Genomic DNA, 13,089 nt, shown 5'->3' on the forward strand with positions numbered 1-13,089 from the left:
AACGGTCGTCCCGGGGCCACGGCCTTCGAGGTAGTCGAGGGCGATGAGCGGCTGCACCGGCGAGGCCGGGCCGTACCGGCGCGCGCCCACGCCGGTCACGCGGCCAGCGACAGCGTCCCGGCGATGAGAAGAGCCACGACCTTGACCGCCTCCAGGGCGATGTAGACGTGGTGCGCGTGGGAACGGGGCGCCTGCCGCCCGGCGAGGACCTGGTCCGATCGGCGGGTCAACTGTGGCCTGACCGCCACCAGCTGTACGGCCAGCGTCGCCATGGCCACCACCTCCGCGGCGACGACGCCGGACGACGGCCGGCCGATGACGATCACGATCAGCACCGTCAGTGCGAAGGCCGTCTCGACGGCGTTGAGCGCCCTGAAGACGAGCCTGCCGATGCCGAGCCCGATCCGGAGGGTCACCTCGGGGGCACGGAACTTCAGCGGCGCCTCCAGGAACGAGATGGCCAGCACCATGCCGAGCCAGACGTAGGTCACCGCCGTGGCGACCGCGAGTGCCGCGCTCATCGGCGCCCCCTTTCCGGTGTCGTTCCGGTGTCGCCCCGCCGCGCCGGCCGAAGTCCGCGCGGGATGTCAGGGTAACGCCGGGCGGGGGCGGTACCGGTGGCGTCCCTCACGCCGTGAAGGCCCCTCCCGCGGGGACGACCTCGACACCCGTCCGTCCCCCCGTTGCGAAAACGGCAAAAAAGTTTGTCGGATCGGGGCGCCGGGGCGCATGGTCATGACCGGGCGCGCGGGTGACCGGTGCCCGGGCGGTGACCGCGACGGCGACCGGGCACGGCGGCGTACGCGGTGGACGTGGATCCGATGGGCGTGGATCCCATCGACGAGGAACTACCGGAGCGGGTGCGATGAACGACTTCGACTGGGCCAAGATGGCCGACATGCTGGAGCTTGAGGGGGAGACGCACAGTCCCTACGTGCGTCAGGCCCTCGGGGAGCTGGGGGATCTGAGCCCCCGGCGGATCCTGGACATCGGCAGCGGCCCGGGAGTCGCGGCCTGCCTGATGGCTGAGACGTTCCCGCTGGCCGAGGTCACCGCGGTGGACGGCGCGCGGGAGCTGCTGGAGCGCGCCGAGGAGCGGGCCAAGCGGCTCGGCGTCGGGCTGCGGACCCAGGTGGCCGAGTTCCCGGAAGGGCTCGCCGACCTGGAACCGGCGGACCTGGTGTGGTCGGGACAGGTCGTGCACCACGTCGGCGACCAGCAGGACGCGCTGAACCGGCTGGCCGGACTGCTCGAACCGGGCGGCGTGCTGGCCATCGTCGAGGGCGGCCTGCCGGCCCGCTGGCTGCCGCGTGACCCGGGCTTCGGCCGTCCCGCTCTGGAGACCAGGCTGGACGTGGTGATGGCGGAGCGGTTCAGCCGGATGCGGGATGAGCTGCCCGGATCGGTGGCGGTGGTCGAGGACTGGCCCGGCATGCTGCGGGCCGCGGAACTCACCGAGGTGCGCAGCAGGACCTTTCTCGTGGACCATCCCGCGCCCCTGGCCGAGGGGCCTCGGCGGTCGGTACGGCGGATGCTGGAGCGCCTGCGCGCGATGCTCGGCGAGCTCCTGGACGCCGAGGACGTGGCGACGCTGGACAGGCTGCTCGACCCGGACGACCCGGCGGGTGTCGACCGGCGCGAGGACCTGTTCCTGCTGACCGCGAAGACCGTGCACTACGGCCGCCGGCCCGAGCGGGGATGAGGAACGGCGCACCACGACCGTCGGTCTGAGCGGGGACAGGGGGTTGGCAGGGAGACGGCGCGGTCACGCCATCCGGCGTTCCGCGCCGTCGTTCCGTGTAGTACACGAGGTATGTGAACAATCTCGACGAGCCGGTCTCGGCGACGTCGTCCCGCGGGCTGGCCGTCCTGTGCGGGGTTCGCGAGGCGCCGTGACTTCCCGGGAGGCCACGAGAGGGCGGTGATGTCCGGCCCGCCTCCTCCGATCTCCGGGTGCGATCCCGCCCGCGGTTCTCACGCCGGGCTCCGGCGCGATTTCGTCCACGGTTTTCGTGCCTATCCGATGTCCGGAGAGCGAGCCGTCCCGGTGACGGTGCAGGGGGCGCCGTGCCGCGACCGTCCTCCGGCGGACTCGGCGCCGACCGCGGCACCCGCCGCGAAGAGACCGATGTGTTTCCCGACGTCCGTAACTCCTGAATTCGGCCTACGGATATGTAGCATGCGGCAAATGCCGGGAGAACATATCGTGTAATTAGAGTTGACACTAGACGCGACCATCAACGATCCTCATGAAGAGTGAATGCGGTACCGGTCGGGGTGGCCGTGCACATCAGGTCCGCATTCACGCTCAGGGGATGAGATAGGTAAGTCCCGAGAACGGGGGCAAGTTCATGGGCGGACGCCTTGATTTGATGCGTCATCGTTTCCGGTGGCGCGTTCACCGGAGCGGTTCCGGGGTGTCGGAGCGGACCGTCTAGGTAGGATCGTCTTTCTTCAGGTCGCGGCCGCCGGGTGTGCGACTCTCTCTCCCGCCGTCGTTTTCTGTGCGCTGTCACGGTGGCCTTCCGTTCGGTGCCGCCGATTCGGCGATCCTTCCGTCATGCTCATGAGTTCCGTGATGTGTTTCTGGTCCACGGAAAGGTGAGCGTCGTCCTCTGAGGCGTGTTCCGTCGTGCTCTCATTGATTTCTCATAGGCGCGGCGATGAATGTCCTGTCTGTCGATGCAACGCGGAGGCAAGTCCATGAGCTGTGATGATGACGCGGTGAGCGGTGCGGCGGAAACGCTCGTCCGTACCTTGGCCGACCACGGTTACGTTGATTTCACGGGTGTTCCGTGCTCGCTACTGAAAGGCGTTTTCCGTGCTGTCGAAGATCCGTCCTCGGTCGGGCTGGGCGGGCGATTAAGCTATTTTCCGGCTCCCAGAGAGGACACCGCGGTCGGTGTCGCCTCGGGCCTCGCCGTGGCCGGCAGAAAACCTGTCGTTCTCATGCAGAATTCCGGGCTCGGATACTGCATGAACGTGCTGACATCCTTCAATCTCATCTACGACGTCCATTTTCCCATGGTCGTCAGCTGGCGGGGACACGAGGGCAGGGACGCGGTCGAGCACGATGTCATCGGCCGGGAGCTCACCAACTTTCTCGACGTCTTCGACCTCACGTGGACCCTTTTTGACCGTGCGAAACCCAGAGCCTCCACCGAGGAATTCCTTGAGCATTTGAACGGCGGCCGGCACGCCTCGGTGCTCATCGTGGACAAGGAGGTGTAGCGATGCTGGACATGCGCGAGGCCCTCGCGACGATCGTCCGCGGCCACCCGGATGCGTTGTACGTCTCCACGTGCGGTTACATCACCCGGGACCTGTACAACGTCGCCGACCGGCCGGAGAACTTCTACCTTGTCGGCTCCATGGGCATGGCCGCGCCGATCGGCCTCGGCATAGCCCTGGCCCAGCCCCACCGGCAGGTCGTGATCCTCGACGGCGACGGATCGTTCGCCATGAACCTCAGCTGCCTGCCGATGATCGGGGTGGCCGCTCCCCGGATCGTGCACGTGGTTCTGGACAACCAGCGTCACGAGAGCACCGGAGGGCAGCGGACGGTGCGCCCCGGCGATCCTGTCGCGCTGGCCCGCGCCTGTGGCTACGCGGCCGGCTACACCGTGAGCAGAGGGGAGGCCCTCGCGGGGCTGGAGATCTCCGGCATGCCCGCACTCGTGCACGTTCTCTGCCGCCCCCGCGACTATCCGCCGGGGCGTCGTGTGGAGGAGACCCCGCCCCGGTTGGTCGCCCGTTTCCGAGCCGCCCTCGCGACATCGTCGATCACTGATCAGGGAGGATTCCAATGAAACCCGTACTACTGGATTGCACGCTGCGCGACGGCGGCAACCAGAACGACTGGCAGTTCACCCCGGGTGACGTCAGGACCGTCGTCGCCACCCTTGACAACGCCGGTGTCGACGTCATCGAGGTCGGTTACCGGGGCGGATCCGGTAGTAAGAGCAGCGACACGGCTGGGCCGTCGGCACAGTGCTCGCCCGAATACCTCGCCGCGCTGCCGCAGACCCGGCACGCCGAGCTGGCCGTCATGGTGGTTCCCACGGTGTGCCCGGTGAGGGCGATGGACGACCTGCCCGACAGTCCCATCGGGATGGTCCGGGTCGCCGCCTACCCGTGGAACATCGACGGGGTTCCCGAGTACGTGCGAGCCGTACACCGGCTGGGCCTGCGGGCCAGCGTCAACGTCATGGCGGTGAGCTACGTCGGCCTCGACGAACTGCGCGCCATCGCGGACACGATCGGCGGGGCGCGGCCCGACGTCGTCTACATGGCCGACTCCTTCGGCGCGCTCACCCCCGACACGATCGGCGCGCGGGTGGAGACGCTGCTGGAGCGGTTGGACTGCCCGGTGGGCATCCACGCCCACAACAACCTGGGCCTCGGCATGAGCAACGCGCTGGCCGCCGTAGAGGCGGGGGCCACCTGGGTGGACGCCTCCCTGTGCGGAATGGCGAGGGGAGCCGGAAACCTCGCCACGGAACAGGCCGTCGCGACCTTCAGAGCCTGGTCGAGATACGAGACCGACGTGGATCTCGTGGAGGTCTGCAACGCCGCGGAGTACGTCGCCGAACAGGTCCTGCCCCAGCCGATGGTGGTACGGCGGGCGGAGATCGCCGCGGGCGTCAACGACCACCACTACTACTACCAGCACCGGATCGAGAAGATCGCCGCCAGGTTCGACCTGGACGCGTGGGAGGTGGGGCGCCAGATCGGCCTGCGCCGCCTCCGCAAGGTGAGCGATCAGTCCGTCGAAGACGTCTGCCACGAGATGATCGGAGGATAGCCACCATGTCCCGCTTCCACTCCGCCTCGCCTTCCGACCCCCGCTCCGCCTCTCCCGGCAGGCGGTTACGCGCCCTCCTGCACGGAGGGGAACTGGCCCGCACGATGGGGGCACACAGCCCGCTCAGCGCCAGGCTCGCCCAGGAGGCCGGCTTCGACGCGATCTGGTCAAGTGGCCTGGAGATCTCGGCCACGGCCGGTGTGCCGGACGCCAACATCCTGGCCATGCCGCAGTGCCTCGACGTCGCCGCGGCGATGGCCGACGCGGTGGACCTGCCGGTGCTCGCCGACTGCGACTCGGGCTTCGGCAACGTGAACAACGTCATTCACATGGTCCGCGCGTACGAGGCGAGGGGTATCGCCGGTGTCTGCATCGAGGACAAGCAGTTTCCCAAGCTGAACAGCTTCCTGGACGGCAACCAGGACCTGGCGCCGGTCGCGGACTTCGCGGCCAAGATCCAGGCGGCGGTGGAGTGCAGACGTGACGAGGACCTGGTCGTCGTGGCCAGGCTGGAGGCGTTGATCGCCGGTCTCGGGCTGGACGAGGCGTTGCGCCGTGCCGAGGTGTATGAGGAGGCGGGGGCCGACGCACTGCTGATCCACTCCAAGCGGACCGACCCCGGAGAGGTGTTCACGTTCCGTGAGGCCTACACCGGCGCCCTTCCGGTGATCGTGGTGCCCACCACCTACAACCGGGTCACCGTCGCCGAGCTGGCGGAGCGCGGATTCGCCATGGCGATCTACGCCAACCACGCGCTGCGCAGCTCGGTCCGGGCCATGCGGGAGACTCTCACGAAGATCCTGCGTGACGGCACCACCTACAACGTCGAAGAGGACATCGCCCCGCTGAAGGAGGTCTTCGATCTCCAGGGGGTACCGCAGATGACCGAACGCCAGAATCGTCTCGAAGCCCGGGGACGCGAGCTCGCGGAAGCACGCCCATGACCGCTCTGAGCATCTCCCTGCTGTCCACCCGGATCGACCTGGTGTGCGGTGACGGGGTCGACGTCGGCCCCGCGCTGGATTTCCTGTCCACTCACTTCGGCGTCCGTGCCGCCGACGACGGCGCGGGCGCGCCGCTGGCGACGCTGTACGTCTCGGCGGAGACCGCCGGGGTCCACCTGCCGCCCGCTCATGCCGAGGCGGAGGACCTCCACGTCCGCAAGAGCGCCAGCGACTTCTTCACCATCCCCGCGCGCCGGACCCATGACGGCGGACGGGAGTACGTCGAGTGCGTGCGGACCGGTACCCGTTTCGTGCTGGACCCGGTCGAGCGCACCGTCCATGTCGCGCTCGGCGCGGACGGTGCCATGGACCTGGTGGAACTCATCCGCGATCTCACGCTCAAGCACCAGGAGAACGCCGGGACGGCCGTACTGCACGCCACCGCCGCCTACCGGGACGGAGCGGTCGTGCTGATCACCGGCTCCAAGGGAGCGGGCAAGAGCACGCTGCTCCTGGAACTGGTCGAGCATCACGGTTACAAGATCATGAGCGGTGACAAGACCCTGGCGGTGGAGGGGGAGGACGGTTCGGTGCGGGCCACCGGCTGGCCCGACTACCCGCATCTGGGCTACGGCACCGTCGTCAAATATCCGGGACTGAGGGAGATCGCCGGACTGGCGGATGACTACCGGCCCGCCGGTGACCACGCCTTCTCGCCGCTGGGCAAGTTCGCGGTGGCCCCGGCCCCCTTCCGCGAACGTTTTCCCTCGGCCCCCCGCGGTCTGGACGCCCCGGTCGTCGCGGTGCTTCATCCGTCGATCGGGCCCGGTGACCGGACCGTCGCCGAAGCCGTCCCGGACCGGCGGGCACGGGTCGCCGTGCTGGCGGGCAACATGGAGTCCGCCTTCGACGGGCCCCACGCCGGATGGCACTCCTACCTGCCGGACCTGCGTGCCGGCCACGACGGGCGACGCCACCGGATCGTCACCGCGCTCGGCGCGGCTCCCGCCTGGCGCGTCACCGGCCCCGGAGACCTGGCCGGCGACACGCTGCCCGCGGCCCTCCGGACAGTCGCGCCGGAGGTTTCGGCATGATCGAGATCAGTGTCGCCAGTGACGGTCTCAACTCCAGCCACGACCTCACAGAGGAGATCACGCAGGCGCTGCGCGACGGGGGAGCCGGTGACGGGCTCGCCGGCGTCTTCGCCCACGGCAGCACTCTCGGGCTGGTCATCATGCGCTACGAGCCGGGAGCGATGCAGGACCTGCTGCGGGCCCTGGAACGCGCGGCCCCCGACGACGCCCGCTATCTGCACGAGCTGACCACCGGTGATCCGAACGGCTTCTCCCATGTCAGGTCCTCTCTGCTCGGAACCAGCGTGCTGGTGCCCTACCGCGCCGGAAAGCTGGACATGTCGGCCGCCCACCGGATCGTGCTCATCGACTTCGACCTCAAACCGGCCAACCGCCGGGTCCTGATCGACCCGCCCCGCCCCATCAGCGAAAAAGGGTGACGCCGATGAAACTCCGTCTGGCCACACCGGGCCCCACCGAGGTGCCGCAGCGACTTTTGCTGGCCGGAGCCCGGGAGATCGTCCATCATCGTTCCGCCGAGATGGAACAGCTGATCCACGAGATCAACGAGGCACTACCACCGCTGTTCGGCACCACCCACCCGGTCTATTCCATCGCCTCCTCGGGAACCGGGGCGATGGAGTCCGCCGTGGCGAACTGCTTCTCGCCGGGAGACGAGGTGCTCGTCGTCTCCAACGGCTACTTCGGCGAGCGGTTCCAGGCGATCGGCCACCGGTACGGGCTCGTCGTCCATCCGGTGGAGAGCCCGTGGGGCACCTCTGTGGAGCCGGGGGCGGTGGCCGCGGCGTACGCCGAACATCCCGGGATCCGCGGTGTCCTGGTCGTCTACAGTGAGACCTCCACCGGGGCGCTCAACGACGTCGAGGCGATAGGCGAGCTGTTCCGTGACACCGAGGTCACCGTGGTGGTCGACGCGATCAGCGGGCTGCTGGTGCACCCGCTGCCGATGGACGACTGGGGGCTGGACGTCGTCCTGGCGGCCTCCCACAAGGGGTTCATGCTGCCTCCGGGCCTGGCCTTCGTCGCCCTGTCCGACAAGGCATGGCAGGCGGCCGAACGGGGCGGAGGACCCGCCTACTACTGGTCCTTCGAGCGGCTGCGTCACTTCTATCCCATGTCGGCCTCGTCGCCGGCCGTGTCGCTGCTGCTGGGGCTGCACGAGTCGTTGAAGATGCTGGCCGAGGAGGGAATGGACGCCTTCCGCGGCCGGCACGCCCTCAGCGGCCTCGCCGTGGAGCGGGCCCTGACCGCCCTGGGTTTCACTCCGTTCATCCGCCCCCCACACCGGCGCAGCCACGTCATCACCTCCGCACTCGCCCCCGAGGGCGTCGACACCTCCCGGCTGCTGAAGACCCTCTCCACCCGTTACGGCCTGACCGTCACCGGAGGGCAGGCGGACCTGAAGGGAAAGCTCATCAGGGTCGGTCACATCGGCGCCGTCGACGCGCTGGACCTGTGCGGTGTCGTCGGCGCCATCGAGCTGGCGTTGCTGGACCACGGTCACGAGTTCGCCCCCGGAACCGGGGTCGGGCAGATCATCCGGACCTTCAACCGGCAGGGGGAGTGATGCTCGTCCTCTTCCAACGCGAGACCTGCCCGTACTGCAAGCCGGTACGGGAGCTTCTCACCCGGCTGCAGATCTCCTACATCAACGTCAACGTCCCCAAACCCAGAGAGCAGCGGCACGAGCTCATCAGGGTGACCGGCAGCAGGTTCATCCCCGCGCTCGTCGACGGCGCCACCGTGCTGCCCGGCAAGCTGGAGGACAACGCCCACATCCTCGCCTACCTCGCCGAACGCCACGCCGATCTCGGAAACGAGGGCACGGGCAAGGGGCGTGGAACGCCGCCGGAGCCTCCCGGGGACACGTGCGCCACGCCCTGATAACCGACGTCCATGGTGACCTGGAGGGACTGACCACGGCTCTGCGGATGATCGGGGAACACGACGTGGACCGCGTGATCAGCCTCGGAGACGTGCTCGACTGCCTGATCAGCAGCAGGTCGCGGGGCCGCCGCCTCCGCAGTCTCGACCAGGTCACCGTGTGGAGTCCCGCGATGGAGGGCCTGCTGGAGGACGTCCTGCTGATCCGGGGGAACCAGGAGGAGCGCATCGCCGGGCACCTGCCCGGCGATGCCGTCCCCGCCGAGGTGGCCCGCCTTCTGGCGGCGCCGGACTCGCACCGGACGGACTTCGCGACGTACTGCCACGGACACCTGCTGTCGTGGACCAACCCCCTCCCCGACCTGTGGTGCCCTCTTCACGAGGACTTTCCGGGAGTGGCGCTCGTCTACGGCCACCATCATCGGAACGCGCTGTTCGAGGTCCCCCGGGGCCGGCGCACCTGGTCGGCGACCCGGGAGGTGGAGATCACCTCGGGGGTTCCCATCCCGCTGGACCGGGAGCGGCGCTACCTGGTCAACGTGGGGCCCGCCCGCGGCCCCTCGCCGTCTTGGGCACTGATCGACGAGACGGCCTCCACGGTCACCTATCACTGCACGCAATCGCGTTACAAGGACTGATGGATCTGTGTACAAGGTGCTTCTCCTCAACTCCGACAAGGGCGAGGTGGTCGACCGCCTCTCCGCGCGTGAGGACGTCAACTTACGGATCATCGCGGCCGGAGCCTACGCGGAGGTCTACAGTCGCTTCGGCGGGATCGCCCACGTTCCCGCGATAGACGACATCACCGCGGTCCGCGACGCGGCCCTCGAACTCGCGCGCGACGCGCCGATCGACCACGTGCTGGCCGCGACGGAGAAATCGGTGATTCCCGCGGCCCTGGTACGGGCGTACCTGGGCGTCCCCGGGCTGACCGTGGACCAGGCGTTCGCGTTCACGCACAAGCACGCCATGAAGAAACGCATCCGAGCCGCAGGCCTGCCGGTCGCGGAGTCCCGGCTGGTCACCGATGTCGGCGGGCTCGAAGCCACGGCCGAGGCCATCGGCCGGCCCGTCGTGGTCAAGCCCGTCATGGGCTCCGGCGGAGCGGCGACCTTCCGGATCACGTCACCGGCCGAGCTCGCCGGGCTGGTGGCGCGGAAGGCTCTCGGCTCCGGCCCGTACCAGATCGAGCGCTTTCTCCCCATGGCCGCCGAGTACCACTGCGACGGCGTGGTCCGGGACGGGAACACCGTCTTCACCTCCGTGTCCCGGTACTTCGCTCCCTTGTTGTCCGTGGGTACGACCGTCATCGGCGGCTCGTACGTCCTCGACCAGGAGTCCTCGATCGCGAGGCGGACGGTCGGCCTCCACGGTGCCGTCGTCTCCGCGCTCGGATGCCGGGACGTCGTGACCCACCTGGAGTGCTTCGAGACGGCCGAGGGGATCGTCGTGGGGGAGATCACCTGCAGGCCCGGAGGCGGAGCGGTCACCGACGTCGTTTCGGACGCCTTCGGCGTCGATCTCTGGGACGAACTCATCCGGGCGGAGTTCGGCGAGGCTCCCCGGATCGCCCCCCGTGCGCCGGGGGAGGTGTACGGCTGGACGTACCTGCGCGCCGGTTCGGCGGCCGCGACGCGGATCGCCGGCCTCGAAGGCGTCCTCGCTCTCAAGGAACCCTCATCCGAAGGCGGATCCTTCGTCGTACGGCTCCGCGCCGCCGACGAGGACGGGATGCGCCGCCTGCACGGCCTGATCAGTCAGGAGGTCGGTCGATGACCCGCACGGAGGCGTTGCCGGACGGCACGCCGGTCCTTCTCGTCGGCTGGCGGCCCGCCTCGGCCCGGGCACTGGCCCGGTACGGCTGCTCCGTCACCTGCGTGGTGGCCCCGAAGGACGCGGCGAAGGCGCGGGCGTCGGAGGCGGTCGCCCGCTGCGTCACCGTTCCCGCCCCGGAGAACGTCGAGGACTGCCTGGCCGGACTGGCCCGCCGGTCTCTGAGCCCGGCCGACTTCAGCCGGATCTGCAGCGGTTCGGAGTTCACCGTCACCTGCGCGAGCGTGCTCGGCGGGCCGGGGCGGTCGCCGATCTCGCCGGCGACCGCCGTGGCACTGCGTGACAAGTTCGTCCAGAAGAACCATGTCCGCGACGCAGGTCTCCCCGTGGCGTCATGCCGGGTCGTCGACGACCTCGCCGCGCTGGAGAGGGACCTGCCGGACGGCGGAGTCGTGGTCAAACCGCTGGCCGGAGCCGGCGCCAAGCACACTTTCCACCTGTGTGACCGAGACGAGCTCGCGAAGAGGATCGCCGAACTCGGTCCCGGGCGGACCCGCGGGCTCTGGCTGGTCGAGGAGTACGTTCCCGGACACGAGTACCAGATCGACGGAATAGTGCGCGACGGTGTCGTCACCACCCTGGCCGTCTCCCGCTACCGGCAGAACCTCATCGAGATCCACACCGGCGGGCTGGTCAGCTCGATCTCGCTCCCGCCGGCCGGGCATCCACGGCTCTATGACCGGGCGCTTCGTCTCGCGGGCGAGGCCCTGCGGGCGATCGGGCATTCGGACGGCGTTTTCCACCTGGAGGCATTCGACCAGCCGGAGCAGCTGGTCTTCGGCGAATGCGCGGGCCGCGTCAGCGGCGGCATGACCGACCGGGCGATCCAGGAGATGTTCGGAGTCGACCTCCACGACGGCTGGGCTCGCGCCGTGCTGAACCTTCCCGCCTCGTCCGATCCGGTACGGCCCTGCCGGGCGGTTTACGGTGAGGTCTATCTCCCCTGCCCCCCGGGGAGGCTGGTCGCCATGCCGAGCGCCTCGGAGACAACGGAGCGGCCGGGGGTGGTGACGGTCCGCCTGAACGTGTCCGTCGGGCAGTACATGCCCGACATGGCTGTGGCGTCCGATATCCGTGCCGGAACCGCGCTGGTCACCGGGGCCGACGAGGCCGAGGTCCACGAGCGGATCACCGACCTCGCCGCGTGGTTCCGGGCGTCCTGCGAAGTCGGGTGAGCGCGATGTTCTCCCCCGCAGAGGCCTTCCCCGCGGGACCGGTTCGCGCGCTGGCGCTCGGGACGATGTTCAGAACCACGGGACGCGGCCTGTTCGTCACGGTCAGCGTGCTGTATCTGACACGGAGCGTGGGACTGAGCGTGGCCCTGGTGGCCTCGGCGATGACGGTGGCCGCCGCCGCCGGACTGGCGGCGGCGCTGCCCGCCGGACACCTCGCCGACCTGCGCGGGCCCCGCAACCTGACCGTCGTCTTCGCGGCGCTCGAAGCCGTCGCGATAGCGGGCTACTGCGCGGTCCTCACCTTCACCGGCCTGATCGTCACCGCGATCCTGGTCTCCGTGTGCGAGACCGCGAGCCTCACCGGCCGCAGCGCGCTCATCGCCCGATCCGTGCCCCCGCAGGATCGGGTACGGACCAGGGCACGGCTTCGCGTCATCACCAACATCGGCTGGTCGGTGGGGGCGGGAGTGGCCGGGACGGTTCTTCTCCACGAGAGCAGGCCCGGCTATCTGGCGTTGATATGCGCCGCCGCGGCCTGTCATCTCGCCTCAGCCCTCGTCACGCTGCGCATACCGTCCCTGCCTCCGCTGGAGGTCGCGGGGAAAGAGCGGGGCCCGCGCTGGGTCACGTTGAGAGACCGTCCCTTTCTCGCCCTCACCGCTCTCAACGGGGTCCTCTGTCTTCACGACGCCATTCTGAACATCGCCGTCCCCCTGTGGGTGGTCCAGTACACCCGGGCGCCGCTGTCGGTCGTGGCCTGGCTCTTCATCGTCAACACCGTCATAGTCGTGCTTTTGCAGGTCCGGTTGAGCCGGAACACCGACACCGTCCGCGGGGCCGCACGGGCCCAGCGCCGTGCCGGAGCGCTGCTGACGCTGTCCTGCGCGGTGTACGCGTGGTCGGCGAACGGCTCGCCGTCGCTCGCCGTCGTCCTGCTGGTCGTCGCCGCGGCGGTGCACGCCCTGGGCGAGATCCAGCAGTCCGCGGGGGCGTGGGGAATCTCCTACGAGCTCGCGGACGAGGCCTTCGTCGGGCAGTACCAGGGGCTCTACGGCATGGGCGTCTCCATCGCGGCCATAGCGGCGCCAACGGTGATCACCACTCTGCTCGTCGGCGCCGGCCAGCCGGGCTGGTTCGTGCTGGGGGGCCTGTTCCTCCTGTCCGGCATGGTCGTTCCGGTGCTGGCCGAGCGGGCGTCCAGGCGGCGGACGCGCGCCGGAGAACGCGACGACCAGGTCGTTCAGCGCTAAGCCTGAAATGGAACTCACCCGGTGCTGATTTTCTCCGGGAACCGTCGTGAGTTTCCGCGGAGCACCCTGAAGGGCGCTTGACGGGACGCAGCGTGTCTATAAGGA

Annotated in this window: 14 protein-coding genes; 13 read left to right on the forward strand and 1 reads right to left on the reverse strand. The window is 69.2% G+C overall.

The window, feature by feature from the left end:
* Window positions 1-95: 95 nt before the first annotated feature.
* Window positions 96-521, reverse strand: coding sequence for a hypothetical protein (locus AB0N02_RS00310; RefSeq protein WP_363940774.1), 426 nt, complete (start codon window positions 519-521; stop codon window positions 96-98).
* 344 nt (window positions 522-865) lie between these two features.
* On the opposite strand from AB0N02_RS00310, the gene AB0N02_RS00315 reads away from it, so the two are divergent.
* From AB0N02_RS00315 to AB0N02_RS00375, 13 genes are all read left to right on the forward strand, one after another.
* On the forward strand, window positions 866-1,702 hold the full coding sequence (locus tag AB0N02_RS00315) for a methyltransferase domain-containing protein (protein ID WP_363940776.1): 837 nt from the start codon (window positions 866-868) through the stop codon (window positions 1,700-1,702).
* Between the two features lie 1,001 nt (window positions 1,703-2,703).
* The gene (locus AB0N02_RS00320; RefSeq protein WP_363940778.1) at window positions 2,704-3,231 is read left to right on the forward strand and encodes a thiamine pyrophosphate-binding protein; all 528 of its coding nucleotides are present in this window, start codon (window positions 2,704-2,706) and stop codon (window positions 3,229-3,231) included.
* 2 nt (window positions 3,232-3,233) lie between these two features.
* Window positions 3,234-3,809: a thiamine pyrophosphate-dependent enzyme gene (locus AB0N02_RS00325; protein WP_363940780.1), complete on the forward strand. Its 576-nt coding sequence runs from the start codon at window positions 3,234-3,236 to the stop codon at window positions 3,807-3,809.
* A complete protein-coding gene (locus AB0N02_RS00330; protein ID WP_363940782.1) occupies window positions 3,806-4,804 on the forward strand; it encodes a hypothetical protein in 999 nt (332 codons plus the stop codon). Before AB0N02_RS00325 ends, AB0N02_RS00330 begins: the two co-directional genes overlap by 4 nt.
* 5 nt (window positions 4,805-4,809) lie before the next feature.
* Window positions 4,810-5,748: a phosphoenolpyruvate mutase gene (gene aepX, locus AB0N02_RS00335; RefSeq protein ID WP_363940783.1), complete on the forward strand. Its 939-nt coding sequence runs from the start codon at window positions 4,810-4,812 to the stop codon at window positions 5,746-5,748.
* Complete coding sequence (locus tag AB0N02_RS00340; RefSeq protein ID WP_363940785.1) at window positions 5,745-6,842, forward strand: hypothetical protein; 1,098 nt, start codon at window positions 5,745-5,747, stop codon at window positions 6,840-6,842. Before aepX ends, AB0N02_RS00340 begins: the two co-directional genes overlap by 4 nt.
* Window positions 6,839-7,261, forward strand: coding sequence for a YjbQ family protein (locus AB0N02_RS00345; RefSeq protein WP_363940787.1), 423 nt, complete (start codon window positions 6,839-6,841; stop codon window positions 7,259-7,261). Before AB0N02_RS00340 ends, AB0N02_RS00345 begins: the two co-directional genes overlap by 4 nt.
* Window positions 7,262-7,266: 5 nt before the next feature.
* Window positions 7,267-8,409 (forward strand): alanine--glyoxylate aminotransferase family protein, encoded by a 1,143-nt coding sequence (locus AB0N02_RS00350; RefSeq protein ID WP_363940789.1) that lies wholly within the window; start codon window positions 7,267-7,269, stop codon window positions 8,407-8,409.
* A complete protein-coding gene (locus tag AB0N02_RS00355) occupies window positions 8,409-8,726 on the forward strand; it encodes a glutaredoxin domain-containing protein (protein ID WP_363940791.1) in 318 nt (105 codons plus the stop codon). The genes AB0N02_RS00350 and AB0N02_RS00355 overlap by 1 nt, the downstream gene beginning before the upstream one ends.
* Window positions 8,711-9,364, forward strand: a complete 654-nt coding sequence (locus tag AB0N02_RS00360) for a metallophosphoesterase family protein (protein ID WP_363940793.1) — start codon at window positions 8,711-8,713, stop codon at window positions 9,362-9,364. The genes AB0N02_RS00355 and AB0N02_RS00360 overlap by 16 nt, the downstream gene beginning before the upstream one ends.
* Before the next feature lie 7 nt (window positions 9,365-9,371).
* Window positions 9,372-10,502 (forward strand): ATP-grasp domain-containing protein, encoded by a 1,131-nt coding sequence (locus tag AB0N02_RS00365; protein ID WP_363940795.1) that lies wholly within the window; start codon window positions 9,372-9,374, stop codon window positions 10,500-10,502.
* Window positions 10,499-11,734 (forward strand): hypothetical protein, encoded by a 1,236-nt coding sequence (locus AB0N02_RS00370; RefSeq protein ID WP_363940797.1) that lies wholly within the window; start codon window positions 10,499-10,501, stop codon window positions 11,732-11,734. Before AB0N02_RS00365 ends, AB0N02_RS00370 begins: the two co-directional genes overlap by 4 nt.
* 5 nt (window positions 11,735-11,739) lie before the next feature.
* Complete coding sequence (locus AB0N02_RS00375) at window positions 11,740-12,984, forward strand: MFS transporter (RefSeq protein ID WP_363940799.1); 1,245 nt, start codon at window positions 11,740-11,742, stop codon at window positions 12,982-12,984.
* The last annotated feature ends 105 nt before the right edge of the window (window positions 12,985-13,089 follow it).

The organism is Streptosporangium sp. NPDC051022 (assembly GCF_040683035.1).
Lineage (GTDB): Bacteria > Actinomycetota > Actinomycetes > Streptosporangiales > Streptosporangiaceae > Streptosporangium.

Coding starts and splice junctions, on each gene's coding strand:
- AB0N02_RS00310 (WP_363940774.1), bottom strand. CDS start 521: ATGAGCGCGGCACTCGCGGTCGCCACGGCGGTGACCTACGTCTGGCTC.
- AB0N02_RS00315 (WP_363940776.1), top strand. CDS start 866: ATGAACGACTTCGACTGGGCCAAGATGGCCGACATGCTGGAGCTTGAG.
- AB0N02_RS00320 (WP_363940778.1), top strand. CDS start 2,704: ATGAGCTGTGATGATGACGCGGTGAGCGGTGCGGCGGAAACGCTCGTC.
- AB0N02_RS00325 (WP_363940780.1), top strand. CDS start 3,234: ATGCTGGACATGCGCGAGGCCCTCGCGACGATCGTCCGCGGCCACCCG.
- AB0N02_RS00330 (WP_363940782.1), top strand. CDS start 3,806: ATGAAACCCGTACTACTGGATTGCACGCTGCGCGACGGCGGCAACCAG.
- aepX (WP_363940783.1), top strand. CDS start 4,810: ATGTCCCGCTTCCACTCCGCCTCGCCTTCCGACCCCCGCTCCGCCTCT.
- AB0N02_RS00340 (WP_363940785.1), top strand. CDS start 5,745: ATGACCGCTCTGAGCATCTCCCTGCTGTCCACCCGGATCGACCTGGTG.
- AB0N02_RS00345 (WP_363940787.1), top strand. CDS start 6,839: ATGATCGAGATCAGTGTCGCCAGTGACGGTCTCAACTCCAGCCACGAC.
- AB0N02_RS00350 (WP_363940789.1), top strand. CDS start 7,267: ATGAAACTCCGTCTGGCCACACCGGGCCCCACCGAGGTGCCGCAGCGA.
- AB0N02_RS00355 (WP_363940791.1), top strand. CDS start 8,409: ATGCTCGTCCTCTTCCAACGCGAGACCTGCCCGTACTGCAAGCCGGTA.
- AB0N02_RS00370 (WP_363940797.1), top strand. CDS start 10,499: ATGACCCGCACGGAGGCGTTGCCGGACGGCACGCCGGTCCTTCTCGTC.
- AB0N02_RS00375 (WP_363940799.1), top strand. CDS start 11,740: ATGTTCTCCCCCGCAGAGGCCTTCCCCGCGGGACCGGTTCGCGCGCTG.